The sequence below is a fragment of the Pseudomonas marincola genome, from assembly GCF_900116605.1.
GTDB classification, from domain to species: Bacteria; Pseudomonadota; Gammaproteobacteria; order Pseudomonadales; family Pseudomonadaceae; genus Aquipseudomonas; species Aquipseudomonas marincola.
On sequence record NZ_FPBC01000001.1, the window covers coordinates 835898 to 861933 of the forward strand.

Sequence of the window (26036 nt, forward strand, 5' to 3'; positions counted from 1 at the left end):
AGCCAATAAAAATTAATACGATAGAGATTGAGGGTATGTAATAGACCAACCGCAAAGGTATTTGAAAATAATATAACCACATGAAACGGGTACTCCGCTTCAACAAGAGCACAGCACTGACGATTAGCGATATCTGAAGCAACCACTGTCCGCAGGCAAAAATGTAAGCCGCAACTCCGTGATCAGGGAGTAATCTCCAGGTTGAGGAAATATCGGTCACATAGGGAATATTCCCTCTGACAAAGCTCTCAATCGAGTACCAGGCGATGTAGAGCAAATCAAAAACTCCCCACACAAACAATGTTGTATTACGCGACCTATTCATTATTGCTCTTCATCATCGTCATTAAATCCGTAATCTGTGTCAGAAGTCACTGGTAGCCAGTGCCATGAGGTACCTTCAATAGCCCATTCATCAGGCCCTTGACTGTACGTTTGAGTAATTACTCTTTTTCTTCCATATACGTTTTTCGCTGTTTTTCTACCACTACCAGAAAGGCCAATTAACTCAGCGTTGTTCAAAGGAGTCCATTGCTGAACAACATCGCGCTGAGTGTTTGCATAATCTTTACCATCTCCCCCAAAGACTCTACCTTCGTCACCTAGAGAGGTGAGACGATTCAAAATCATTTCTGCAGTATTTCTCAAACCATGATAATCAATTCGTAAAGTAACCCACTTACCTTCTCCATAGCTCTTAGATTGATTTTTTGACACTGGATTAATTAATCCGAACAGACTTTCACTTACCGGTGGTGTTCGATCCGTAGAACTACCAGACGAGCTTAGGCTCACTAAACCCGGTATCTCAGCCCCCAGCACATATATCCCTGAGCCCTTCCCTGGTTTGCCTCCGGCATTGATGCGGATAGTCGGGCCAACCATGCTGATGCCGCTCGGGTCGAGCTTGAGGAAGCTGCCGCCGGCTTTGCCGGTAAGTTCGATGGCGGCTTCGGCGACGACTTTGTCACCGGCATACAGATGAACTTCTCGGCCCGCGCGGGTGAGTAGCGCGGTGCCGGCTTTGATGTGCTGGGTTTGGCTGACGCTTAGGTGGTCGCTGGCCTTGGCCTCGACTTTGCGCGCCAGGTCGATGGTGATTTGCTCTTGCGCCTTGAACTCGCTGTAGCTGTTGGCGGTAACGGCATCGTGGCGCTCGTTGCCGACCGTGATGCTCTGGTCGTGCTTGATGTGTTGGTCCCAGTCGCGGGCTGCGTGAACGAATATTTGCTCTTCGCCTTTTTTGTCTTCAATGCGTAACTCGTTAAAGCCTCCGCCGCCGGGTGAGCTGAGGGTTTTGAAGCTGCTGCGGGTTTTATTGGCGGGCAGCACATAGGCCGTGTTGTGGCGTTTGTGATACAGGCAACCGCTGATGATGGGCTGATCGGGGTCGCCCTCAAAAAAACTCACCAGCACTTCCATGCCGATGCGCGGGATAACAACAGAGCCGTAGCGTTTACCGGCCCAGGTTGATGACAGGCGCAACCAGCAGCTGCTTTTGTCATTGCCCTGGCCGAGTCGGTCCCAGTGAAACTGCACTTTGACCCGGCCGTATTCGTCGCAATGAATCTCTTCACCCGCAGGCCCCGTAACCACCGCCGTCTGGTTGCCCAGCACTTTGGGCTTCATGTGAATGCGCGAGGGGCGAAAGAACACATCCCATGGCGTGGCAGTGAAACGGTTGCGGTAGCCCTGATGGAAGTCTTCAGCGTTTGCGGTGGTATCGCTGGTGATGTGTTCTTCGAGCACTTGCGGCTGTTTGCCTTCGTGCACGAGGCTGGTCAGCAGCCACAAATCGTTCCATTCGCTTCGCGGGTGATCGCTAAGGCGCAGGAAGTAGCCGCTGCACAACTGCGGATCATCGCCACGGCCTTCGACCAATGCATAGTCCGCGCGATGGCGCTCAAGGGCGCGTTGACTTAAATGTCGGCAGCGGTCGCGGTCATAAACGCCGGCTGGATAGGCGTAATCCTCAAGGTCGGGTTCGGCGCCGTTATTCAGAGGGCTGTCATCGGCTTCGAGCAACAGGCACGGTTTCTCGAAGTTGTAGTCGCGCCTTGTGGTGCGCTGGGTACGGGCTTCCATGCGCAAGGCGAAGCTTTTGATCACCGGTTCATCGGCAACCATGCCGCTGTCTTGTTGATACGGGGTGGAATTTTCGAGTTTGCGGAAGAAGGTCTGATCATCGGCAAACACCATCAGGTGCCCGTCCTGGCTGTGTTCGAAGTGGTAGTGAATACCCTCCTCTTCGCACAGGCGCTGGATAAAGTGCAGATCGGTCTCGTCGTATTGCACGCAATACACGCGCTTGGGATACACGGTTGGACCAAGATCGAAGCGGTAGGCCGTACCCAGAATGCCATGCGCTTCAAGCACCTGACTGATGATTTGCTCGACCGTCAGGTTCTGGAAGATCCGCTGATTGCTGCTGTGCTGCAAGTACGCCACGTGCGGCACCAGCACCATCGCGTAACGGTGCAAGCGCTTGCCCGAATCGCCTTGGGAGACCTGATAAACCTGGCCGTGAATACCGTTACCGGCCGGATCGAACGAGAGGAAGACCTGACGATGCAACAGTTGGTCAAGATCGAAGTCCGGGGTTTCACTGACCAGCTCTATCGAGAATTGATACGGCGTACTGATCGCTTCGGTGCCAGTAAAGCCCAGCACCTGAAAGTCGTGCTGCAAGCCTTGTATCTGCACGCTGAAATGGGTTTCGTTGCTGGGGTTGAACATGGCGGACTCCCTGTCCCTTGTACTGTTACGTCCATGGCATTAGCCAAAAGATGCAGAAACACCTCTCACGGGTACGGCATTGAATGCGTCATACAAATGCAGTGCATTGCTGGTTCGGCAGTTAGGGTTTAGCCTTAGCGCGCGCTTTAATGCGGGCCAGCAGCGGCGGGGTAATTTTCTGGGGCGACGCAATGTGCGCCCGAGGTTCAGGTCTCTGGCCAGATCAGATGAGACTCTCAAGTAAGGATGCTTGCCGCAGGCCAGCTCGAAGAGTACGCAGGCAACGGCAAACATATCGCTACCCGTCGACAGACCGAAGCCATCAAAGAGCTCGGGCGCGGCATAGCTAGGCGTCCAGGCATTGAAACGCTCGCGACTGAGCCGGGCCAAGCCTGGCAGGACGCCGCCAAACGACTGCCCCAAACCGAAGTCGAATAACTTCACCCTGTAGTTGTCGAGCATCACGTTGCTCGGTTTGATATCGCCGTGCAGAACCCCGTGCGCATGCGCGTAGGCCAGAGCATCGAGCAGTTCCAGCGCGATGTCCCGCAACTCTGACCACGGCAATCCATCGGGGCGCTCGCAAAGCAGCTTGTCCAGGGTCAGGCCCGACATCAACTCCTGAGTGATAAACCCACGTTGGCACTCAGGCTCCATGTTGAAGCTGTAAACGCGCGCTATGTTGGGATGCTGCAGGTGACGGGTTAACGCAAATTCACTGAAGAGCAAGGCACTGGCATCTGCGCAGTCGGCAATCTCTTCACCGAGAATTTTGATGGCGACAGATGGATCAGGGTCGCCGTATTGTTCATGCAACAAGTCGCGGGCTTTATAGACCAGATTCATCCCGCCCACGCCCAGTAGGCGTTCGATGCGGTAGCGCCCGGCCAATACGCGCGGGATTTCTTTAACGGCTTGAGCTTGAGATGGCTGGACTTGATCGTGCGCCGGAACAAAACCGAAATAGGTCAAATCACGCGGCGCATCCGCCGCGCCCGTTAACGTGACCGGCACCTCGCCACCGGCAAACGTCAGCGACTGCTCATCGCTCATTGGCGCACCACCACAGCGCTGATGTTGTCGCGCGCTGCACTTTGCAGGACGTTGGCGAACAGTCGATCAATGGCAGCTTCGGGGCTGTCCATGTTGAGCGCGCGACTCAGAGCGTTAGCGTCGAGATATTGATACAGGCCATCGCTGCAAAGCAGAAATACATCACCCGGGCAGACTTCAAACTCGAGCACTTCAAGATTGAGCTGCACGCTGGCACCGATTGCCCGGGTCAGCGCATGCGAGGATGGATGCTGCTGGGCTTGCTCGGCGCTCATTTGCTGCTCGAATATCAACTCCTCATACAGCGAGTGATCTCGGGTGAGTTGATACAACCGCTGTTCGCGCAACATATAACAGCGACTATCTCCGGCCCAGACGCAGGCGCCATGATTACCCTCGATCAGTAACGTCACCACCGTGCTGCCCATGATGCTGCTCTTGCGGTCTGCGGTGACGGTGAGCTCCTGCCCCAGCCTGCGGTTTAGCCAATGCAGGCACTGGCGTATATCGCGCAAGTGCCTGACAAACTTGCCATCAAACACCAGATCGGCCAGGCTGCTGACAATCAACTGACTGGCAACATCCCCGGCCAGGTGCCCGCCCATTCCGTCGGCAACAGCCCACAAGCCCTGCGCCGAGTTTTCGAGCAAGGCATCCTCGTTACGCGAGCGTACCTTGCCTGCATCGGTCCTTGCCGCACTGCGCCATGGTGCTTCGGCGCTCATTACAGATGGCTCGGCAACTGAAACCGGCGCAACACTCGCAGATCAAACGGATTCGGCGTGCGTTGGCTGGACAGCAGATAGCTGGCATGTACATCGTCTACCCGCGCCTTGACCAACAGCACATCGCGCCCGCGCAGCGGCTCGGTCTGCATCATGTCGAGAAAGCGGAACAGTGACCACGGCCCTGTGTCTTTCTTGACCCCGACAGCGCGTCCGACCAAGCGCTCAAGCACCAGGCTGGTCTGGCCATTGTTGGCATCTGTCGGCCAGACGAACGACTGCGTCACAACCGGACCGTGACGATATTCCATGCGCTGCTCGCCAAAGGTGAACTCGGCGCGACTCACGCTCGGATCAAGGTTGTAGGGTTCAAGCTCAAACTTGACCACCGCCTGATCCGGATTCTCGGCAAAAAAGCTCTGGCGAATGGTACGCACGTTACTCATTTGCTTCAGGAAAGCCCCGGTCATCGGCAAGCTGTGCCCAGCAATGCTGCGTAACCGGTAATGGCCAGAACTGCCGGTTACAAAGGGGCGCATGTAGTTGTCGAAGAACTGCTGGGCAATGCCCTGATCCTTGAAGAACATGTTGAAATCGTTGATCGACACATCGCTGTGGCTGCCCGCGGAGAACGGGTAACGTCGGGCGATTGCCTTGCTGTAAAAGCTGTAAAGCTCACTTTGATAACGCTGATTGAGGTAACTGTAGGCGTCCGCCAATGCGAGGCCCCAAGTCTGGTTCGCGATGCCTGCAAACCAGCCGCCGACGGGCTGTGGCAGACGCACAGAAGCGGTGAGCAGATTGCCCAATGCATCCTGCTCACCGCTAATACGACTCTTCGCGTACTCGAACGAAGCCTGTCCAGACTGACCCGCACGCGCGCGATTGGCCATCTGCAATTGCAGATCGTTAACCGCTTGCAGTGCCGGGGTAAGGTCGGCTGTGGGGCTGCCTTCATCAGTCAAAAGTTGATGCAACGGATCAAAGCGGCGTTGCAGTAGTTTCTTCGCCGCATCCGGCAAATTCTTGCTGATATCCACTTTGGACTTAGCCGCCTTGGCCGCATCCGCCACAGCACCCGCCACACCAGAATCAGGCACTTCGGGCAAATCCTCTGCCGACTCAAGCAGCGTCGGGAAGCGGGTATTGGTGCGCACCTCCGTGAGCAGCAGTAACAGAGGCGAATTGGCAGATGTCAGACTCGCCAGCTGATTAGCGCCTTGCTGCGCATTGGTGATTTCGTGAAGCTCCACACGCCCGACGGCTTCACTCCAGTAGTCGGCATAATCGCTGAAGTACAACTGCTCAAGCTCGACCATCAACTGGCGTAAATCCATGCCGCTGATGTCGGTATTTTTACCCAGCACCCAGTTGTCGCGCAGGATCTCACTGACCATGCTGACACCCCGGGATATGAAGTACTGCTTGTATCCCTGCTGGGTGTAGAAGCCGGGGATAAGGTAATCCGTACCCGAGAACACGCCGCTTTGCGATCCCATATGCTGGCCCAGCCGATACTCAGGCAAGCTCCCCGCTTCATCGCGCAATATGCTGTAAACCACACTGGCAAATGACTCGCTGAGCAACACTTGCCTTGCCTGCGCAATAAGGGGTTTATCCGTTGCATAGGTAAACGGCAGCTCAAGCAGGCGATCAAGGTGCGCACTCAGTTGCTGCTGGGTTTGTGCATCGCCGCGATAGAGTGCAGACCAGCGACTGGTGATCTGTTGTTTCAACAGCTCCGGGTCACGACGCTTGGTATCACTGAGCATCAAATAGCCACGCAGGTTTTCCAGCAGTTGCTGGCGGTCATTCATGTGCGTGTGTATTTGCGTTTCAAACAGGCGGGCGATGCGCGGCAACAGAACGCGTTGCAACTCGTTATCGTACGCGGTCTCCAGCACTGGATTACTCGCGTCGCCCTGATACAGCCCCGTGCGCTCATGCAGCGCAACATCACCATCCGGCGGGAATACTTGTGTGGCGTTATAGCTGCTGTTGAGTGGTTTCAACGCCGCACGCACACCATCTGCCGGCGATAATTTTTGATCCTGCTTTTCGAGGGTCTGAGCGATGCTTTTGACCTCATCCAGACGCTCAAAGTTGGCCGAAAAACTCGTCGCCCAGGCAATGCCGAACACCGACAGTGCAGCCGCCGCGCCCAGATAGATTGCGCGCTGCCCCCAATTGATACGGCGCTTTTCATTCTTGTCGAGGCCAGCAAGCACAGCCTCTGGGAATATTACCTGGCTGAGCAAATTATGAATGAAGCGAGAGCGGCCCTGATGCAGGGTCGGCAGCACGCTGCTGGCAATCCCGAGATTGGAGCCAATTCCAGCCACATTAGAATCAAGGGTTTCGGTCAGGTACGGCGCGCTGGTCAGATAAAAACCGCGCAATAAGGTTTTGCGCTGGTAGCGATTACCGGTAAACGCCATGTCGACAAACAGGCACAAACGCTCACTGATTTCGGCAAGCTGATGCGGAAAATCAAGCACGCGACCCCGTCGAGCGGTGTCGCGCTCCTGATGCATGCGCAAAATCACCTGGCTGTTGAGGCGCTGTAAGAGCTTTTCGAGTTCCTGACGCAAGATAGTTACGTCAGTGCCATTCTGATCCTTGCGAAAGGTCGCGCCCAACACCTGTTCGCTCTCTTCGCGAGACAGTTGATCGAAGAACTCATTGAACCCAAGCAGTTGGTCGGCCTTGCTCAGCACCAGATACACCGGCACATCGATATGCAAACGCTGATGAATCTCCTGCAGACGCGCACGAACTTGTATACCCAGCCGCTCCAACGCCTGCTCGCCGCCCTTGGCCAGCAGATCAATCGGAATATTGACCAGCACGCCATTGAGCGGCCTGCTCCGCCTGTGCTTACGCAACAGCATCAGCAAGGTGTCCCAGGCGCTGCTATCCGTCGGTTTATCCGGCTGGGTCAGAAATCGGCCAGCGGTATCAATCAGTACACCATGTTCAGCAAAGAACCAGTCGCAATTGAGTGTGCCTTTGGTGTCACGGGTTAACTTGCGCTCGATCTTGTTCAGTGGAAAATCCAGCCCGGAGAAGTCCAGCAAACTGGTTTTGCCGCTGCCCTGCGGACCAATCAATACATACCAAGGCAACTCGGAGCGCCAGCGCTCGCTGCGCTTCCTGTAGAGGCTGGTACTTTTGAGCGTATAGAGCGCGTCTTTAAAGCGGCGACTGATTTCTTTCTGTTGGCTCTCAGTCTCCTCCTCACGGCGTAAACGCTCCTGCCCTTCCTCACTGTCCTCGACTTTCTTTATGCGCACACTGCTGCGCCAGCTGAGAAATACGACCAACAATCCCCACAGCAGAAACAATCCGCAGATGGTCAGTAACCGTGCATCTGTGCTTTCCCAGATGCTGTAATCGGCGAAGGAAAATAAAGGCCCCACGAACCAAATGAAGATCGCCGCCAACACCACCAAAATCAGTGTCCAAACCCATGACTTACACAGGAAGGCGGCTATTTTTTTAAAGTAGTTTTTCATTACACATCCCTGTAATTCGGCTTTTACTCGACGTTGACCGCGTCGGGCGGCTGATACGGTTGCAGTACCGACTCACGGTGTTCGCTCAAGACCCAGGCGAAGCCGGAATACATCACTAACAAGCACGCCCCGGTGAATGCCACTACGAGCCACCACGGAACGATTCGAACCAAACCGCGCCCCTTATCGTTAAGGCCCTGCCATTGTGGGGAGAGCTGGCGAGGTACATCACCGCGCAGCTGGCCTATCTGGCGATAAAGGCTGTCGCGGATTGCCTCAAGGTCGAGCATGCCGCGCGGAATAACCCGGTATTTGCCCTCGAACCCAAGAGCCAGGCAGAGGTACATCAACTCCAGCATTGGCAAATGCTTGACTGGGTTTGCCGAAAGACGCTCAAGCAGTTGAAAGAACTTTTCACCGCCGAAGGTTTCGTGGTGAAAAGTACTCAGCAGGCTCATGCGCGCCCACTCACTTTCAACCCCCCAAGATGTGGTTACCACAGCCTCATCCACGACCGTGCAAAGTATGTAGCGCGCCGCCATTACCTGGCTGCTCTCACTGCCATCACGCAAAGCCCGTGCTTCGAAAAGCTTGAGGTTTGAAGACAGCCGTTGATTGAGTTCGAGCATGTCTTGCGGGGTACTGTCGCGCTTTAGCCGCACCACATCTGAAAGCACAGTAGAAGCTGCTGCGACCAATGGATTAAGACTGACATTGAACGAGTCTGCCGGCCCCAGCCTTGCGGCATAGATCATTCGCTCTTCCAACTGCTCAAACTTTGGAACCGTATCAAAATCGGTGAGTGGGTCTTGCCCACGCTCGTAGCCCGGGCGGTCCAGGAGCACCGTTTTATCGTCTTGCGGATTGCCCATATCCCTGGTCATTTTGATTAATTCCTTATGGCCCAAAACTTCATTTCCAACTCGTCAAACTCACCACTAACATGGAAAGCAAAGCCACCTGAGCGCTCTAACTGGTCCAGGTCTTCCGGGGTCAGATCAAGAATGAAGTAGGTCTTTTTCGAGTGGAACGGAATCTGTCGTGGCGCGACCGGAAGCGGCGTCACTTTGATGCCTGGGAGGTGCAGGTTTACCAGCTGCCGGATGCTCTCGACCGAGCCCACCTTGAGGTGCGCCGGTAACCGATGGCGCAACTCTTCAGAGTCGCAGTTGGCACTCGCCGCCAGCACAAATGAGCCGGTCTCCAGCAGTGAGCGATCATTCAGTTGCGAGACCAGTACCCCGTACTGACGCGCTTGCAGCACCAACTCCAGCGCATGCTGCTCAAGCACCATCGACAGCACCTGGCGTATGGTTTCCATCAGCTTGCGGAAACAGGCGCCCTGATCGGTATGCAGGTAGCTGTTGTCCAGCCTGGGCCGCTTGCTTTCGCTGGAAAACGTCGAGAGATCGCCGAGCATTACCAGCAGTACGCGATAAAGCTCTTCCGGGGTAATTTGCTTGATGCTGAGGTAGTGGCGCAGAAGCAGCTCGGTGCGATTGATCAGTTGCAGCATCATGAAGTCGCCGACCTCTGCGCCACCCACCTTGCCGTTCGAGCGAATTCGTTCGGCGATGGTATCGCCCCGATGTGCCAGCATGCTGATCACTTCTTTCAGGCAAGACAGCAGATAGCTCGATCCGTGGGCATGGATGAAGGTCGGAATAAAATCCGCATTCAGGCTGACGATGCCATCAGGTCCGGAATTGAGGATTTCACAGATTTTAAGTTTTACGCTGCTTTGCTCGCTCTGCGCCTCGCCGAGCAGCAAACGAAAATCAGGACGGGCGCAACTCACCTGGGAACTGACGTCATCCCCAGCGTTGGAATCAACCACATCCAGCTCATAGGCAATATAACGCGCAAATACATCAGTCTGCGCCGCGGTTCGTGACTCGACATGATTGCCAGTCACCAAAGGCAGCGCCAGATAAACATCGCAAACCCCGGTGTTCGGAGGAACTTCAAGCGTTAGTGGCTCGCTATTTCCACCCAAATCAAACAGGCTGCCGTCTGGCAATACGCCAGCGGCCTTACTGATTACAATTTTGCCCATATTGAGAAACTGCACATCTATCTCGATGCTCAGAAAACCCCATGAATAGCTTCCCAGCAGTTGGGTGCGCATCTTCATCTGGTTATCGTAGTAACGATCGTTGTGCTGAAAGTGCTGAGGCCTCAAAAGCATGCCTTCACGCCAGATTACTTTGTGATCATTCATGGCTGAGCATCCATATTGTTGGCACTTTCGTTAGCGTTAGTGATTCCTTGCTGGTCGAGCGTCAGGGCAGTCTGCGTTTGCCCGTCAGGAGTAACCTTGATCACATAGCGCCACTGCGCATCGGATAAATCCCGGTATGCAGCCAACACGCCGACGTAACGGCTCTCTGTGTGGACGCTCAGTTTCAAGTTAACAACCTGACCTGGACGCAGCTCCATTTCTTCGTTTGCGACCAGATCAGGCGCCAGGGTTTTCTTGGCGGACTCATACAGGCTGAAAAAGTCTGCGTTCTCGAATGAGACCGGGTTCTTCAACTCAAACAAACGCACGACAATTGGCGAGGGCCGGCCATTGAGGTCAGGATTAAGCCGTTCGCTGGCAGTCAGTTTCAGGTCCAGCTTGGTTAGCTTTGAGTAGGGCGAGAGCACCGAGCAGCCCGATACCAACAAACTGATGAGCAAACCACTGACAATGTATATCCGCTGCATATCAATCATCCTTGATCTTCTTTGTTGAGCGTTGCTATCAATTGGCATTGTTCTTCGTAGGCCTGCGCAAAATCGCGGGCCAGCAGCCGCTCAGTCCACTCATCATCTTGTTGCAGTGCCTGGTGATAACGTTCGTATGCGCGCCAGCGACGGCCCGCCTTGGCGAACAACGGCTTGTTGCCGTCGCGCTCAAAACGCAAGGTGAGTTGCTGCGGAGAAAAGTGTTCAAGCGCGCTCTGCAGGGCTGCACGACTGGCGCTCAGCATGGCCACCTGATGCGCTTGCAGATCGCGAAATGCCTGGTATATCGCCTGGTCTGCGGTGACGGCACCGGCCTTGGGCGGGCTCAGTAACACGCCGACAGCCTCATCGGTATTAGTGGCATACTTGAGTGGATTCTTGGCCGCTTTGTGTACCACGCTGTGGCTCAAACGCAGCTGGTTTTTCAATTCCCGGCGCGTGTACAAGGACTGCTGCAGATTAAGCATGCTCTGCCTGAACAGGCGCGCACTGTTGACCGCCATCGCCTCCCGATCCGCGTTTTCCATTCCGGACATATCAACGCCCAGCGCCTCACTAAAACGTTGCCAGAACGCTTGATTCAGAGGCGCAACCACAGGCTCATCGGGTAGCGGCTTAAATACCTTGGGAGCAATCAGCTCAGGCAACACCAGATGTTCTTTATCGACCCGCGCATAATCGGCGCGCTGATGGTCATCTGTTGCAGCGGACTTGAGCGCCAGCAGTTCATCGAATGGCGCGTAGGCGTCTTCTTGCTGATCCAGTGCCACGAGCGGATCAAGATCAAAATTGACATCATCAGGAATGATGCTGCCAGCGGGCAAAGGCTGGCCAATTTCGCGGGTATAGGGCGCCAGACGCTCAATCAAACTCGCCCGGATAATCAACCGGCCCAGCCGATAAGAGCTGCCGCTCTCTATGCGTTGTGCCACCCCTTTAGGCAACAGCGCACCACTCTCAATCAATTGTGTGCCGTTACTGCTGATATCGGTGATGTAATAACCATCGTTGCGATAGCTGATCAGCGCATGCTGATTGGACAAGTGCCGGGTCGGGTCGGTAATCACCCACTCGCAATCATCACCACGCCCGATCAAGCCCCCCGCGTACTCGAACGTCTTGTGAAGCAACTGGTCTGGTGCGCATTCATGCGCCTCTACTATTTCTAACACCAACTGCATAAGCTCGCGCTCCTTGCGATTATTGTTCGCGATTTAGGGTCGCAGGCTCACCTAAGGGTCGATATTCATCATCGTTGTATTTGAAATTGCCACTACAGCCTCCAACGGTCAGTAGTGCACTTATTAAAAGCGCGGCAATTAGCCAGTTCCGGTCCAACATCTGTTCCCTCCCAAAATGCCCAGCAATGGCGTTGTAGTGCCCGTACATGTCAGCCCCCCGATAAAGCGTGGGTTAGCCATGACTCGCGTTGTAATGGATGTTGAGTCGCGACAGCCGATAAATCAGGGTTCGCCGAGGCAGCGCCAGTTCGCGGGCTGCCTGAGTTTGATTGCCGCGGTTTTTGCGCAAGCATTCGATCAGCAAATCTCGCTCAACCTGATCGAGTTTCTGGCGTAACCCGCAATGGGTTTGCTCGACTGAATGCGCCTGTAAAAGACTGAAATGTGCGGGCAATAAAACGCCTTGATCGCACATCAGCACGGCACGCTCGACAGCGCCTTTGAGTTCTCGAACGTTGCCCGGAAAACTACACCCAGCCAGATACTCAAAGGTTTCGGGTGCCCATTTGAGGGAATCACGCTGCAAAAATATGCAGGCCTTGTCTGCAAAGTGCTGAGCCAGAATCCGAACATCACCCTGTCGTTGCCTGAGCGGTGGCAACTCGATGGGAAATTGCATCAACCGGTAATACAGATCCTCTCTGAAACGGCCTGCCGCTACAGACTCTGGAAGATTGCGGTGCGTGGCCGCGATAATCCGCACATTGATCTTGTGGGTACTGTTCGCGCCTAACGGGCGAATTTCACCTTCCTGCAACACGCGCAACAACTTGGCCTGCAAGGACATTGGCATGTCCCCAATCTCATCAAGCAGCAAGGTGCCGCCCTCTGCGGCATCGAACAGCCCGCGACGATCACGGTCGGCGCCGGTAAACGCGCCCTTGCGATAACCGAACAATTCACTTTCAAGCAAGTTCTCGGGCACTGCTGCACAGTTCTGCACGACAAACGCATGTGTCTTGCGCGGCCCCTGCTCATGAATCGCTCTGGCAACGACGTCTTTACCCGTGCCCGTCTCGCCCGTTAGCAAAACCGTGTAAGGGCTGGAAATCACCTTGGCGATAAGACGGCGGGTTTCACCGATAGCAGGGCTTTCGCCGATCAGCCCGAACAGGTTGCCCGTTGATCGGGTATCAGTTGTGCCCGTCAGGCCATCATTCAACGGGCGGGAGCGCTGCAACAGCCAGGCCTGTTCAGCAAAAAACTGGCCCAACTCAGAAAGCGCTGAGGTATAGCCGCTCAAGTCCCGAATCCGCGTACTGGCCAACAACAGCAAACCATTCACCGTGCCAGTGCGTTTAGCCAAGGGCACACACAACAGCGATGACCAGCGTTGCTTGAACGCCGGCAAAAACTCGATTGAGTGCAGGCCCGAATCCACTTGCTGCAGACACACCGGACGGTTCTGGCTCAGCGAAAACTGCAGCAACTGCTCATCCCGGTAATCACTCGGAACCGCCGCATCGAGAGTTCTCTGAACGTCACCTGCGAGGCATTGCACGCTCAGATTCAACCGGGTGTGAGCCGCATCCAGCTGATAGACCTGGCTCAACTCACACTCTGTAAGCGCAGTCATGGCCCGCGCCAGCTTCAGTTGCAGTTCGCCGACATCTGCGGCGACGTGCAAGCCTGCAATTTGCCTGACAAAGCTCTCGGCAAACTGCACCGGTTGCGCTACTGGGGAAAACATCAGACGCGCCTCATGCGAATTCACACGCAATTTGTCCATTGGCGAGCGTTGCATGAACCCGACTAATCGACTCCCCCGTTGCCATGGCGTCGAGCAACCGGTCTGCGATCAGCGGCAGCAGATGCAGGTCGAGCAAATGATCGATAAAGCGTGCGCCGCTGTCGCTCTGCTTGCAGCGCTCAGACAAAAGCGCGACCAGTTGCGGGCAGTAACTGAGCTGCAACTGTCGCTTAGCCAGTCGTACTTGCAAGCGTTGCAACTTGAGTTCAACCAACTCACGCAAAATCTGCTCATCCACCGGGAAATAAGGCACCACTTTCATGCGCGCCAACAGCGCAGGTTTAAAGTGCTTGCTGAGGGTCGGCTGGATGGCCTCTTGCAGTTGCTCAACGCTGGGTTTTGCATCCAGATTGCACAAGGCGCTTATTTGCTCGCTGGCAAGATTGGATGTCATCAGGATCAGGCAATTGCGAAAATTGATCTCGCGCCCTTCCCCGTCGTTGGCGACGCCTTTATCAAAAATCTGATAGAACAGATTGAGTACATCGGGATCGGCCTTCTCGACCTCGTCGAGCAATATCACCGAATAAGGTTTTTGCCGAACGGCCTCGGTTAACATGCCGCCTTCGCCGTAGCCCACATAGCCAGGTGGGGCACCAATCAGCCGCGAAACGGTATGTTTTTCCTGAAACTCGGACATGTTGATCGTGGTGATAAAGCGGTCGCCGCCGTACAGCAACTCAGCCAAGGCCAACGCGGTTTCGGTTTTGCCAACCCCACTGGGGCCAACCAGCAGGAACACGCCCACCGGCGCATCCTGCTTACTCAAGCCAGCCGCGTTGGCCCGCATGGAACGATCGAGCGCCTCAATGGCCTGCTCCTGCCCGAGAATGCGCAAGCGCAGATCAGTCGCAAAGCTGGCGATTCGGGCGTTATGTTCACGCGCCAGCTGGGCGAGGGGCACACCGGTCCATGCGCTGATAACTTCGGCAACCAGCCGTGGGCACACCTCAAAACTGACCAACCGCTCGGCCTGCTGCGCTTCGCACAAGCTTTGGTGCACCCAGCTCAGCTCGGCTTCGAACGCTAAAATATCGGCATCGGTATTGCTGTCTTCTAACGCCTCACCTGCGTTTTCAGCTTTGGCACGTGCAGCCGCGAGTAACTGGCGAAGCTCAAGCAAGCGCTCCGCCATATCACGTTGCTTGCTCCAGCGCTCATGCAAGCTCTGCTGCTCGAGCTCAGCTTCGACAAGCCGCGCTTGCAGCAGCGCCAGGCACTCTTGATCAACCGGCAGGCCGGACTCGGCATCGCGCTGCAACGCCTGAAGCTGTCGGTTGCCCTGAGCCAGTTCAGCGCGCACGCGCTCCAATGCATCGGGCGCGGCGGCGAGACTGATGCGCACTCTTGCGCACGCCGTATCCAGAACATCCACAGCCTTGTCCGGAAGCAGGCGACCCGCCAGATAACGTGCCGATAACTCAGCAGCGGCGACGACCGCATCGTCGCGAAGATAGATGCCATGGCTTTGTTCATAGACCTGCGCCAATCCGCGCAAAATCGTTACGGCCTCATCCACCGTCGGCTCATGCAGCTGGACTGGCTGGAAACGGCGCGACAAGGCAGGGTCTTTCTCAAAGTACTTCTTGTACTCAGCCCAAGTTGTCGCGGCAATGGTGCGCAACTCACCGCGTGCCAATGCCGGCTTAAGCAGATTGGCAGCGTCCGAGCCTCCAGCATCGCCCCCTGCCCCGATGATGGTATGCGCCTCGTCAATGAACAGAACGATTGGCTTGGGTGAGGATTTAACTTCATCGATCAGGCCTTTCAGGCGGCGCTCGAACTCTCCCTTAACACTCGCACCGGCCTGCAACAGGCCCATGTCCAACGCTAGCAGCTCGACGCCCTTGAGAACCTCCGGAACTTCACCGGCAGCTATGCGTGAAGCAAGCCCTTCAACAATTGCGGTTTTGCCGACACCGGCCTCGCCCACCACAATCGGATTATTCTTGCGCCTACGAGCAAGAATATCGATCATCTGGCGAATCGCAGCGTCGCGGCACAACACCGGATCAAGCTTGCCGTCGCGGGCTTGCTGGGTGAGATTGTGGGTAAAGCGCTGCAGCTGTGACTCGCCGCCGTGAGCAGTTGCTGGCGGTGCTTTGCCGGCCTCGTTATGCAAAGAAAAATCGCGGATACGTTGTGCGTTCAACTTGGCGATGATCGGTTGATAACGGCTACCGGCATACCGTAACGGGTTGCCTATCAGGGCTAGAATCAAGGCGCGCTGATCAATCTGACTCTGCCCCAATTCCAGGGACGCGACCAGCAACGCATCCTGCATCCACTGCACCAACTCCGGCGCAAAGACCGGATTATTCGAGGCGCATTGTTCGGTTTTAAGCTGCAAAACCGCCTGCAAAGCATCCGGCGTAATCTCTGCGTCCTGCAGCGCGCGCACCAGCAATCCATCACGATGCTCAAGCAACGCGAGCAGCAAATCCTCGATCAACACCTTGTTGCCGCCACGCGAGATACAACGCTCAGCGGCACTTTCAAGATCACGTCGGGCCTCTGTTTCGAGTGCCTGAATGAGCTGTTGCAGGTCGACGTTAATCATCTTCATCAGTCCTTAATGAGTTTTGCTGCCGAGGGTGACAACACCATCAGCGCGCTCGCAGCCAAGCCAACTGGTCCAACCCAGCAGGCAGGCACTTTCCTGACCAATACGCAGTTCGCGAATTTCTTCGGGGATAAGCACCAGGCGGATGTCGTAATCGAGTGGATCACGCAAGGTAAAACGCACCAACGCGCAAAGCGGTTGGTAGCCGGTGCCAATGGGTAAAAAATGGTGAAACTGCACCCAGCTCAAGCGCCGAATGTGAATGCGAAACTTGCCACTGCAATCGCGTACGCGTTCGCCCAGTACCAAATCATGGGCCAGGGTGTAATTGGCGGTGCCCAGGCTGTTCTGTTGCCTGGGTTGGATATCCACAATCCGCACCACGCATTGCTCGATATTCATGTCGGCATGCTTGAAGTAGTAACGCAAAACCGCCTCGATCAACGCGGCGGAGTGAGCCCGTAAACTCAGCAGGCCCAAATACGGCAGCAAGCGTTTCCAGTTGAGTTCCTGCGCGTTGCGTATGTCTTGTCCGGCCAGACCAACCAAGGCGAACATCTGCTCGGAGAACGGATCATTCGCCCCCGTGCGAAAGCTTGAGCGATAGCGGTACTTGCGCCAGATCGGCAACAGCAAACGCTGAAGCCGGTGATTGAACAGGTCGAGAAACTCGCGTGTCGGGTTACCTTCCGGGCTGTCGCCAAGCGCCTGTTCGCCATAGAAAGCCGGAATGGGCGAGCTGGCACCAAACAAGCCAATCAAGTTGAAGCGCAAACGACACCGCAGCAGCCCTTCTTCCTGAAAGAACTCCACCCGATCCACATCGCTTCCCGGAAACCCGAGGCTGGGATTGGCCTGAAACTCCAACTGATCGTAGAGTTCCTCCTCACTCATGAATGGGTGAGCTTCACGCAGGCGATACAGCACACGCTGCACAGCCTGAAACAGTGAGTATTCGCGTATTACCTGGCTAAGCCCGCTTAAAGCAGGGGCTGTAACCCCATGCGTGGCATCCATGTGTACACTTCTCCCTGTGTGCTCTCTACGCGCAATTCGTGATATGAGTTAAGGCTGGCGTACAACGCAAAAAACTCATTGAGTACCGAGGCGAAGACGAACAGGTCGCCTTCGCAGATGTATCCTTGCGAGTCCATCGACAACACGCTGCACAAGCCGCGTATGGGCAATCCCTGATGCAGTCGGTCGACGTGGGTATGCTTGATCGACTTCAAACCGCCGAGTAATCGTTTGCTGACCCGCTGCGCATGCTGATCATAAAAACTCGGCAAGTCGTAGGTTTCCAGAATGACCTTGAGCGCATCGACATTCGCCAACGACAAATAGTTGAGCGACATATTGCTGATCAGCTTCCACAGAAAGTCCTGATTCAGCGGCGGCGCAAAGCTGGAGGTTGCGGCCGTTATATTCTTGAACTTGAGAAACTCGGGCGTGCCATCGCTGGGTACGCAGATATCACCCAGCTTCAGCTTTCGGGGCAGGTTCTGATTGGTGCAGGTCAACTCGATAGACAGGGTTTCATTGATTTCCTCTTCACTCATGCTGAAGCTCAAGTGCGTATCGAGCCCGTCATGGTGCAGCGAAGCGCGCTGGCGAATGCTGTAATGCGCCAGCGCCTGCGGCACATCAAAGCTTGGGTCATGCTCGAATGACTCGAATGGCACATAATCGCGATACCCCAAGCCACCTGGCCGCCAACCCAGCACGGCGTCTATCGAGAACACCCCGCAGTGCTCAAGGTTGTACTTGGCCGGCACCACCAGGTACTCATCCTGCTTGCCATCAAAACGAATGGGCGACGCATCGTGCTTGAATAAATTGACGATGGGCGTGCAGTTCAGCGCTATGTTGTCCAGCGTTGGGCGGGCGCGCTGAAGATTACCTTTGGCCAGATTGAAGCGAATCTCAAAGCCGCGCGTCTGCTTGAGAATTTCCTCGGGCAAGGCATTAAGCCGATCAAGCCCGGTCAAATCGACAAACAGAAATTTGTCCTGAAAGGCAAAGTACTCCTGCAAGTAGCGGTATCCGCGAAAGCTGTTTAACGGATATGGGATAAGTGCCTCTTCCTCCGCGAAGCCGACAGGCTGCACGCGGTCTGGCGATAGACCAAAGGAAATAGTCTTGTCGCCCTCACTCAGAAACGGCTTGTTCTCGCTGTCGAGCGGCACCAACTCAATCGCGTTGAGGTGGCGCAGCAAACCTAGATACAAGGTCTGACTGATGTACCGCTCACCAGTAAAATGCAGGCGCAAGCGACTCAGATCCAGACTACCCAGATGCCCCTCGCTGGTCATTGCCAGTCGCAGGTTGAGTAGCGCTCCATCGCCCTGCATCGAGTAGCTCAATGCCTGTAACTCGAGCGGCAAGATTTCAGTGGGATAACAGGTGCGAAAATGGCACGTGACCCCATCAACCGGAACACTTTCAACGGGCGTGTCACGTTGTACTTTATGTGCAGGGCCAGACTCAGTTAACGGCTCAAACTGCAAGATGCTGAACGCCGGCAGCGGACGCATGTAATTGGGCCACAGCAAGTGCATCAGCGAATGACTGAGCTCAGGGAGTTCGTCATCAAGCTTTTGCCGCAAGCGCCCGGTTAGAAAAGCAAATCCTTCCAGCAAACGCTCGACATCGGGGTCGCGCCCAGCCTGCAGCAGAAACGGCGCCAACGCCGGGCTGCGCTTGGCAAAGCGGCGCCCCAACTGACGTAACGCCGTAAGCTCACTCTGGTAGTAATTATTGAACGACATCTCAGCGCCAACCTGTCTGAGCAGGTGCGCAGTGCTCTGTACTCACCCGAATCGGCACTGAACTGCTTGCTGCGTAGGGTGCTGTGGCGGCATGGGTAAAAAGCACTAATCAATCCTTGATATAGAAATGGCGGCGCTGAATCTCGCGGATATCTGCGAGGTTCAGCCACCAAAACGTCCTTGTTTCGGCAGCTCAAACGGCATTGCCAAGCGCTGCAAATAAACGGGCAGTGTTCACGCTGCCAGCGGGACTAACCGATAATCACGGTTCCTGCGCCACTGATGACAACATTGCCGTGGCTGCCGACCGAACCCACGGTAGCGGCTGCTTTGCCATTGATGAAAACCGTGCTCGAGAGCTGTTCCGCCAAGGCGCCACCGCAAGCACTGGTGTCGCCCTCGCGCGCGGCGTTAGCGCCCTCGATAAGCACATCCGGCGAGCCGGTTGCGATTGGATTATTGCCATGCCCGCTGTGCGGACAATCGGTTGCGTCACCAACGCGTGCTGCAGGTTGACCAGCCATGTGAGTACCCCTCATTTATTAACGTTGACCTGCCCGCTACCATCGAGCGTCGCAGAAAAACTGACGTGTCGTTTGAAGCCCTCGACAGCCAGATTGCCCTCGATATTGAACGCCAACTTGAGTCGGTCATTACCGCCGGGTAAAGCCACTACATGCACATTGCTCAAGCGCGGCTCGTAAGCCTCAATGAAGCGTTCAATTTCGCGCCGCGCCTGTTTGAGTGAGTCGTGCAGGCTGAGGCGCATATCATTGAGATCGGGTAAACCGTAGTCGGGGAGCGTCTGCACGCTCCCCGCACGGGTGCTGAGCATTTTGCCCAGATGCGCTGCAACCGAGGCCATCGCGCAGGACTCAAGGCTTGAGCCATTGCGCTTATCCAGCTCACCGCTAAGGCGTTCGAATAGGCTCCCGTATGCAGCCATGCTCAGCCTCCGACCTACTCTTTATCCAGCTTGCCGACCAGCGACAGAGTGAAATCTGCGCCCATGTACTTGAAGTGCGGCCGCACGTTCAGGTTGACCCGATACCAGCCAGGCTCGCCTTCAACATCGCTCACAACAATTTGCGCGGCGCGCAAAGGGCGACGGCCACGGACTTCCGCACTCGGATTTTCTTGATCGGCAACGTACTGGCGAATCCACTTGTTCAATTCAAGCTCAAGATCCGTTCGTTCCTTCCAGGCGCCCAGTTGCTCGCGCTGCAGCACTTTCAGGTAATGCGCGAGTCGATTGACGATCATCATGTAGGGCAGTTGCGTACCCAGCTTGTAATTCAACTCGGCAGCTTTATCTTCGCTGCTATTGCCAAAGAACTTCGGCCGCTGAACCGAGTTGGCCGAGAAGAAAGCCGCGTTATCGCTGCCTTTACGCATGGTCAGTGAAATGAAGCCTTCGTCAGCCATTTCATATTCGCGCCGGTCCGAAACCAATACCTCGGTTGGAATCTTGGTTTCGATTTCGCCCATGCTCTCAAAATGATGCAGCGGCAAATCTTCAACCGCGCCACCGCTTTGCGGACCGATAATGTTCGGGCACCAGCGAAACTTGGCAAAACTGTCAGTGAGCTTGGTCGCAAATGCATAAGCGGTATTACCCCACAGGTAATGCTCATGACTATTGGCGACGTTCTCTTGATAGACGAAGGTTTTGACCGGATTCTCTTCAGGGTCGTACGGGTTGCGCAGAAGAAAACGCGGCACAGTCAAACCCACATAGCGTGAATCTTCCTGATCACGGAAGCTCTGCCACTTGGCAAACTGAGGGCCTTCGAAGTGATCCTTAAGATCTTTCAAATCTGGCAGACCGGTAAAGCTCTCCAGCCCGAAGAATTTCGGCCCTGCTGCGGCAACGAAAGGCGCATGAGCCATGCACGAGACATTAGACACGTACTGCATCAGCTTGACGTCGGGTGCGCTCGGCGACATGAAATAGTTGGCGATGATTGCGCCCACCGGATTACCACCAAACTGGCCGTATTCAGCGGTGTATACATGCTTGTAGAGGCCCGACTGGACGACTTCCGGGGAGTCCTCAAAGTCATCCAGCAAATCGTCCTTGGAGACGTTGAGCATTTCGATTTTGATGTTCTCGCGGAAATTGGTGCGGTCCACGAGCAACTGCAAGCCACGCCACGCCGACTCCAGCGCCTGGAAGTCGCTGTGGTGGATGATTTCATCCATCTGCCGACTGAGCTTTTCATCAATCTCGGCGATCATCCGATCAACCATGGCTTTCTTGACCGGCTCACCGCTGTTCTGCGGTTTTAACAATTCCTCGATGAAAGCTGAAACACCGCGCTTGGCGATTGCATAGGCTTCATCATCAGGATTGAGCCGGGTTTCGGCGATTATAGTGTCGAGTATGCTGTATTCAGTTTTTGCGTCAGTCGACGTCTTTGCCGCGTGATTGCTCATAATTCCGATCCCTGCTGAAATTGATTTAAGCGTCCTTAGTGACTGCCGGATTAATGCCCAGCTCACCCAAAACCCGCCCGCGCGACTCATCGTCACTCAACACCCCTTCAATCGACTTGCGAAAAGCCGGTGTATTGCCCAACGGCCCTTTCAAAGCCACAAGTGCGTCGCGTAACTCCATCAACTTTTTCAGCTCGGGAATTTGCTCAACCAGATTTGCCGGGTTGAAATCTTTCATTGAGTTGATATTGATACTCACCGCCAACTCTTCGGCGTTCTCATCCAACTGATTGGGTACACCAAGAGTCAAGCTCAACTCCTGCTTGGCCAGCACTTCATCAAATGAGTCTTTATCAATACCAACTGGCTTGCGATCTTCTACCTTTCGCTCATCTTCGCGCTGAATAAAGTCACCCAGCACCAACAATTTCAAAGGCAGCTCTACATCTTCCTGAGCATTTCCAGTCGCCGGCTTAAACGTGACATTAATCCGTTCTTTGGGTGCTATTGAGCCTTCTTTGGCCATGGTAAATCTCCTGAGTTTAACCCTTGGGTCTATTCGAGTATCACGTCTAAATCGAGGTGGCAAAGTCTGCGATAAACATCATCTTTACATTCACGAACAACATTGCTCTGCGGCATCAGTTCACAGCAGCGGTATAACAAATGGAGAATTTCTAGCGCCAAGTTTGGCTCCCAGGCATTTAAACCTGACGCCAACAATTGCTGATCCAAAGTTTCCAGCTGAACTTTTACCAAGTCATACTTTTTCGCCGAGAAACACAGCCGAGCCAAGCTCAGCTGCCAGAAAAAAATTGCGCGGCCGCCCTGCGCACTTTGCAGGCCTTGATTGAGCAGCCTCACGGCGGCTTTCAAGCCTTCATCACGCAATACCGGCAAGGCATCGGCGAGCGCAATGTCCCAAGGCTCTTCAACATAAGCAGTGTGCTGCGGATCCTGGGTCTTGGGGGCTTGCAGGTGATGATTGACCTGCGCACTTATCCAGGCACGAGTTTGCTCATCGGCAAACGGCTCGCCATCATGGAAGCGCAGCTCAATGAGACTCGGCAGGCGCTGTTGCAACAGCGCAAAGTGGATTTCAATTTCACGCATTGCCAGCTGAGCATTCAGGCCATCAAGGCACTCCCACACCATGCGCTGACCATCAAACCAGAACGGTGAACGCGCGATGCTGGCCTCAAGCTCGACAAGCAGATCGGCATACTGCTTTTGCTCAAGACGTTCCTGATAGTTCTTTTGTTTATCAGCAGGCAATCCACGCAGCGCAGTAATCTGCTCGGCGTTGCATTCCGGCAAGCTATCAATGTTCAGCCAAAGCAGGGTTCTGTTGAGTTTCAACGCCCGGACATCCGTGGCCTTCTGGCGCAGCCACCACGCGCACAAGGGCCGCGCGCCCTCTTGCAGATTACGCAGCGACTTATGCGCATCTTTTTCGTTGTCGATCTCAGCGTTAGGGCTCAAAAACTGACTGGCGGCCTGCTTCACCTGAGTGACTACACCACTAATCGAAGTCGGCTCCAATTGATCGTTGGCGGCGCGATCAACCATGCCCGACAGACGCCGGCAAATAGGCAACAGCAGCGGCGCTTCATCCTGCAGATGGTTGGTCAGTAGCAGATCAAGCGCTTCGAGGTGCAGCACGAACTGGCGAAACAGAGGCAGCTGCTCCTTGACCGGCACGGTCTCACTCAGAACGCCTTCCATGCGTGGCACCAACCAGTTGAAAGCCGCAGAGCGAGTACGCATTTTCAGCGGATACAAGGTTTGCCAATGGTGCTCACAGAGATGCCGCAACATGCCCAACCCAGCCAACAGTCCGGGTAAAGCTTCACGTTGGTGCAACGCCCATGTCAGCCAGACAGCTGCACGCAAATCCTTGGACTGTTCACGTAACAACAACTCGCTTCCATCCAACACCTTGAGCCAGTCAACATGACCATTGCCATGGATACTATTGGCTTTACCAAGTTCGCGCTCCAGGGCCTCATATTCGCTGGTAAAGCGTACGTCTTCACCGCTGAATTCATATTCAGAGATTGGCGTTTTCGCGAGGCGAATATAATAACTGGAAAGCTTGCGGGTATTACTCATCACTCAGTTCTTCCGGCTTAATTGCATCCACAATCATTCAGAGTTCGCGCCAGACGTATCCATACGAACGAAACTTAAAAATCTATATAAACTTACACCAGTTTTGTTTTGTGACAAGCACCTAAAGAAAATCCCTACAACAACTTACACCCCGGCAAACCTATCAAATAAATAAGCGCAACCACTATAACCACGTATACGCCCAACAAAGCAACCCGCCACTAATTCTAAACCCTCTTCAGGCCAGGCAGCGCTTATGCAAGTTCTTGCTCAATGAACGTGCATATTCAGCCAACTACACCCGCATCCCCAGCAATAACACCGCAATACTTATCCGAAGACAATTAATAACAGTGAGCAACTTCTTGCTCACTTTGATAAATACAAATCAATCAAGCAGGCGCGACAACTCTGAATAACAAACAAGCCGTTGCTATACAGTCACTTACTGGTCAACTGCAGGTATGTATCAATCATTCCCTGTAAACTTGAAACCGCGCAGTGCGCAACGATTGGTTCACCCTTAAATGCACGCAGCCCTGTTATTCCGGGGAGACACCCGGCAAGACCCGATTACCGCTGTACTTCGCTGTTCGCATCGGACAATTTCGATTCAATCGATCACATAAACGCTACGTGTCTGGCCAGGCGCCTCTTTTAGTGCCACGCACAGCCTGTTTCCGTTTGCACTGAACGATCAGAGCGATAACCGAAGGGGGACTAAAGCGACCTTGATCCACCGCCGCTTAAGCTATGCTTGAGAAAAATTTGCAGCGACGTATGCGGTCTCGGTTGGAGCTTTTCAAAATGGCTTAACCGCATCGCCAAGGTGCTTCGCTGGATGTTTGAGCATCAACTACGGAGAAAGGAAGCAGCATGCCTGAGCCTGCACAGAGACTACGGATTGGCGCCTTGATCGCTTTGGTTGTGGGGTCGATGATTGGTGGGGGTATTTTCTCTTTACCGCAGAACATGGCCGAACGGGCAGATGCCGGCGCCATCATGATCGGCTGGACCATCACAGCTGTCGGCATGCTCAACCTGGCATTTGTGTTTCAGGTGCTGGCTAATCGCAAACCTGAACTCAACTCCGGGGTGTATGCCTATGCCAAGGCGGGCTTCGGTGACTACATGGGCTTTTCATCGGCCTGGGGCTACTGGATAAGCGCCTGGCTGGGTAACGTCGGCTACTTTGTGCTGTTGTTCAGCACGCTGGGTTACTTCTTTCCAGTGTTTGGTGAGGGTAATACACCCATCGCCATTGCAGCCTCATCTGCTCTGCTTTGGGCCGTGCACTTTCTGGTGTCGCGCGGGATCAAGGAAGCAGCCTTCATCAATATGGTCACGACAATCGCCAAAGTAGTGCCCTTGCTGATCTTTATCGTTATTGCCGCCATAGCCTTCAGTATGGATATCTTCACGCGTGATATCTGGGGCTATGAAAACCCGGATTTCGGCAGCGTGATGAACCAGGTGCGCAACATGATGCTGGTGACCGTGTTCGTTTTTATCGGCATCGAAGGCGCCAGTGTTTATTCAGCACGCGCACAAAAACGCTCGGACGTCGGCCGCGCTACGGTAATCGGCTTCCTCGGCGTGTTGGCGCTGCTGGTATTGGTCAACGTGCTGTCGCTGGGCGTGATGACTCAGCCAGAACTGGCCGGATTACAGAACCCATCTCTGGCCTCGGTACTTGAACATATCGTTGGGCCCTGGGGCGCGCTTCTGATCAGTCTCGGGCTGATCGTTTCCTTGCTCGGCGCCCTGCTCTCCTGGGCGTTGCTGTGCGCCGAGATCCTGTTTGCTACCGCGCAGGACAACACCATGCCGGCGTTTCTGAAAAAGCAAAACGCCAATCAAGTCCCGATCAATGCATTGTGGATGACCAATGTAATGATCCAGCTGTTCCTGCTGATAACACTGTTTTCGGCAGGCACTTACACCAGCCTGATTTACCTCGCCTCCTCGATGATTCTGGTCCCTTACCTGTGGTCAGCCGCTTATGCGTTTCTGTTGAGCTGGCGCGGCGAAACCTACAAAGCCAAATCAAAGGAGCGGATCAAAGACCTGTGTATCAGTTCAATCGCATTAATCTACGCGGTCTGGCTGCTCTATGCAGGCGGCGTCAAATACCTGCTGTTGTCTGCACTGCTCTACGCACCAGGAGTGGTGCTGTTTGCGATAGCCAAGCGCGAACAACGCGCTGCATTGTTCACACCGATAGAAACGGCGGTATTTGTGCTGGTAGTGGTAGGCGCAGGCTTCGCGGCCTACGGTTTGGAGACGGGCATATTGACGATGTAAGCCGGTAATGGCGCTGGGCCGATCAAGTCTCGGCAGCCCAGCGTGTTTGCCGTGGGTGGCAAAGCCTAAGCTTAACCACCCAATTGCAGCACCCACAGGGCAT

19 protein-coding genes are annotated in these 26036 nt (G+C 54.7%); 1 reads left to right on the top strand and 18 read right to left on the bottom strand.

The annotated features are described in order from the left end of the window. Window positions 1-324 precede the first annotated feature (324 nt). The 18 genes from BM395_RS04020 to tssA all read right to left on the bottom strand — a co-directional run bounded on the left by BM395_RS04020 (window position 325) and on the right by tssA (window position 23629). Entirely contained in the window at window positions 325-2736 is a 2412-nt protein-coding gene (locus BM395_RS04020; RefSeq protein ID WP_090508989.1) for a type VI secretion system Vgr family protein, read from the bottom strand. A gap of 39 nt (window positions 2737-2775) precedes the next feature. Then, window positions 2776-3789 (bottom strand): serine/threonine-protein kinase, encoded by a 1014-nt coding sequence (locus tag BM395_RS04025; protein ID WP_090508991.1) that lies wholly within the window; start codon window positions 3787-3789, stop codon window positions 2776-2778. After that, window positions 3786-4514: a PP2C family protein-serine/threonine phosphatase gene (locus BM395_RS04030; RefSeq protein ID WP_090508993.1), complete on the bottom strand. Its 729-nt coding sequence runs from the start codon at window positions 4512-4514 to the stop codon at window positions 3786-3788. Before BM395_RS04030 ends, BM395_RS04025 begins: the two co-directional genes overlap by 4 nt. Further along, a complete protein-coding gene (gene tssM, locus BM395_RS04035) occupies window positions 4514-8029 on the bottom strand; it encodes a type VI secretion system membrane subunit TssM (protein ID WP_090508994.1) in 3516 nt (1171 codons plus the stop codon). Before tssM ends, BM395_RS04030 begins: the two co-directional genes overlap by 1 nt. 23 nt (window positions 8030-8052) lie before the next feature. After that, window positions 8053-8913 carry a type IVB secretion system protein IcmH/DotU gene (gene icmH, locus BM395_RS04040; protein WP_090508996.1) on the bottom strand — a complete coding sequence of 287 codons (861 nt, stop codon included), beginning with the start codon at window positions 8911-8913 and terminating at the stop codon, window positions 8053-8055. 5 nt (window positions 8914-8918) lie between these two features. Then, a complete protein-coding gene (gene tssK / locus BM395_RS04045) occupies window positions 8919-10250 on the bottom strand; it encodes a type VI secretion system baseplate subunit TssK (protein ID WP_069899591.1) in 1332 nt (443 codons plus the stop codon). Then, a complete protein-coding gene (gene tssJ / locus BM395_RS04050) occupies window positions 10247-10738 on the bottom strand; it encodes a type VI secretion system lipoprotein TssJ (RefSeq protein WP_170860543.1) in 492 nt (163 codons plus the stop codon). The genes tssK and tssJ overlap by 4 nt, the downstream gene beginning before the upstream one ends. A gap of 5 nt (window positions 10739-10743) precedes the next feature. Further along, entirely contained in the window at window positions 10744-11940 is a 1197-nt protein-coding gene (tagH, locus tag BM395_RS04055; protein ID WP_090509000.1) for a type VI secretion system-associated FHA domain protein TagH, read from the bottom strand. 19 nt (window positions 11941-11959) lie between these two features. Continuing rightward, on the bottom strand, window positions 11960-12100 hold the full coding sequence (locus BM395_RS23770; protein ID WP_090509219.1) for a type VI secretion protein: 141 nt from the start codon (window positions 12098-12100) through the stop codon (window positions 11960-11962). A gap of 72 nt (window positions 12101-12172) precedes the next feature. Continuing rightward, on the bottom strand, window positions 12173-13690 hold the full coding sequence (locus BM395_RS04065) for a sigma-54 interaction domain-containing protein (RefSeq protein ID WP_090509221.1): 1518 nt from the start codon (window positions 13688-13690) through the stop codon (window positions 12173-12175). 10 nt (window positions 13691-13700) lie between these two features. Continuing rightward, a complete protein-coding gene (tssH, locus tag BM395_RS04070; RefSeq protein ID WP_170860544.1) occupies window positions 13701-16316 on the bottom strand; it encodes a type VI secretion system ATPase TssH in 2616 nt (871 codons plus the stop codon). A 6-nt stretch (window positions 16317-16322) separates the two neighbouring features. Continuing rightward, complete coding sequence (gene tssG / locus BM395_RS04075; protein ID WP_090509003.1) at window positions 16323-17330, bottom strand: type VI secretion system baseplate subunit TssG; 1008 nt, start codon at window positions 17328-17330, stop codon at window positions 16323-16325. Then, complete coding sequence (gene tssF, locus BM395_RS04080; protein ID WP_090509005.1) at window positions 17294-19081, bottom strand: type VI secretion system baseplate subunit TssF; 1788 nt, start codon at window positions 19079-19081, stop codon at window positions 17294-17296. The genes tssG and tssF overlap by 37 nt, the downstream gene beginning before the upstream one ends. 251 nt (window positions 19082-19332) lie before the next feature. Further along, window positions 19333-19605, bottom strand: a complete 273-nt coding sequence (locus BM395_RS04085; RefSeq protein WP_090509006.1) for a PAAR domain-containing protein — start codon at window positions 19603-19605, stop codon at window positions 19333-19335. Between the two features lie 11 nt (window positions 19606-19616). Continuing rightward, window positions 19617-20027, bottom strand: a complete 411-nt coding sequence (gene tssE / locus BM395_RS04090; RefSeq protein ID WP_069899597.1) for a type VI secretion system baseplate subunit TssE — start codon at window positions 20025-20027, stop codon at window positions 19617-19619. A 14-nt stretch (window positions 20028-20041) separates the two neighbouring features. Beyond that, entirely contained in the window at window positions 20042-21517 is a 1476-nt protein-coding gene (gene tssC / locus BM395_RS04095) for a type VI secretion system contractile sheath large subunit (RefSeq protein WP_069899598.1), read from the bottom strand. A gap of 25 nt (window positions 21518-21542) precedes the next feature. Further along, the gene (gene tssB, locus BM395_RS04100) at window positions 21543-22043 is read right to left on the bottom strand and encodes a type VI secretion system contractile sheath small subunit (RefSeq protein ID WP_069899599.1); all 501 of its coding nucleotides are present in this window, start codon (window positions 22041-22043) and stop codon (window positions 21543-21545) included. A gap of 29 nt (window positions 22044-22072) precedes the next feature. Next, the gene (gene tssA / locus BM395_RS04105; RefSeq protein WP_090509008.1) at window positions 22073-23629 is read right to left on the bottom strand and encodes a type VI secretion system protein TssA; all 1557 of its coding nucleotides are present in this window, start codon (window positions 23627-23629) and stop codon (window positions 22073-22075) included. A gap of 876 nt (window positions 23630-24505) precedes the next feature. Between tssA and arcD the strand changes: the two genes are divergently transcribed. After that, on the top strand, window positions 24506-25933 hold the full coding sequence (arcD, locus tag BM395_RS04110) for an arginine-ornithine antiporter (protein WP_090509010.1): 1428 nt from the start codon (window positions 24506-24508) through the stop codon (window positions 25931-25933). Window positions 25934-26036: the final 103 nt, after the last annotated feature.

Coding starts and splice junctions, on each gene's coding strand:
- BM395_RS04020 (WP_090508989.1), bottom strand. CDS start 2,736: ATGTTCAACCCCAGCAACGAAACCCATTTCAGCGTGCAGATACAAGGC.
- BM395_RS04025 (WP_090508991.1), bottom strand. CDS start 3,789: ATGAGCGATGAGCAGTCGCTGACGTTTGCCGGTGGCGAGGTGCCGGTC.
- BM395_RS04030 (WP_090508993.1), bottom strand. CDS start 4,514: ATGAGCGCCGAAGCACCATGGCGCAGTGCGGCAAGGACCGATGCAGGC.
- tssM (WP_090508994.1), bottom strand. CDS start 8,029: ATGAAAAACTACTTTAAAAAAATAGCCGCCTTCCTGTGTAAGTCATGG.
- icmH (WP_090508996.1), bottom strand. CDS start 8,913: ATGACCAGGGATATGGGCAATCCGCAAGACGATAAAACGGTGCTCCTG.
- tssK (WP_069899591.1), bottom strand. CDS start 10,250: ATGAATGATCACAAAGTAATCTGGCGTGAAGGCATGCTTTTGAGGCCT.
- tssJ (WP_170860543.1), bottom strand. CDS start 10,738: ATGCAGCGGATATACATTGTCAGTGGTTTGCTCATCAGTTTGTTGGTA.
- tagH (WP_090509000.1), bottom strand. CDS start 11,940: ATGCAGTTGGTGTTAGAAATAGTAGAGGCGCATGAATGCGCACCAGAC.
- BM395_RS23770 (WP_090509219.1), bottom strand. CDS start 12,100: ATGTTGGACCGGAACTGGCTAATTGCCGCGCTTTTAATAAGTGCACTA.
- BM395_RS04065 (WP_090509221.1), bottom strand. CDS start 13,690: ATGTTTTCCCCAGTAGCGCAACCGGTGCAGTTTGCCGAGAGCTTTGTC.
- tssH (WP_170860544.1), bottom strand. CDS start 16,316: ATGAAGATGATTAACGTCGACCTGCAACAGCTCATTCAGGCACTCGAA.
- tssG (WP_090509003.1), bottom strand. CDS start 17,330: ATGGATGCCACGCATGGGGTTACAGCCCCTGCTTTAAGCGGGCTTAGC.
- tssF (WP_090509005.1), bottom strand. CDS start 19,081: ATGTCGTTCAATAATTACTACCAGAGTGAGCTTACGGCGTTACGTCAG.
- BM395_RS04085 (WP_090509006.1), bottom strand. CDS start 19,605: ATGGCTGGTCAACCTGCAGCACGCGTTGGTGACGCAACCGATTGTCCG.
- tssE (WP_069899597.1), bottom strand. CDS start 20,027: ATGGCTGCATACGGGAGCCTATTCGAACGCCTTAGCGGTGAGCTGGAT.
- tssC (WP_069899598.1), bottom strand. CDS start 21,517: ATGAGCAATCACGCGGCAAAGACGTCGACTGACGCAAAAACTGAATAC.
- tssB (WP_069899599.1), bottom strand. CDS start 22,043: ATGGCCAAAGAAGGCTCAATAGCACCCAAAGAACGGATTAATGTCACG.
- tssA (WP_090509008.1), bottom strand. CDS start 23,629: ATGAGTAATACCCGCAAGCTTTCCAGTTATTATATTCGCCTCGCGAAA.
- arcD (WP_090509010.1), top strand. CDS start 24,506: ATGCCTGAGCCTGCACAGAGACTACGGATTGGCGCCTTGATCGCTTTG.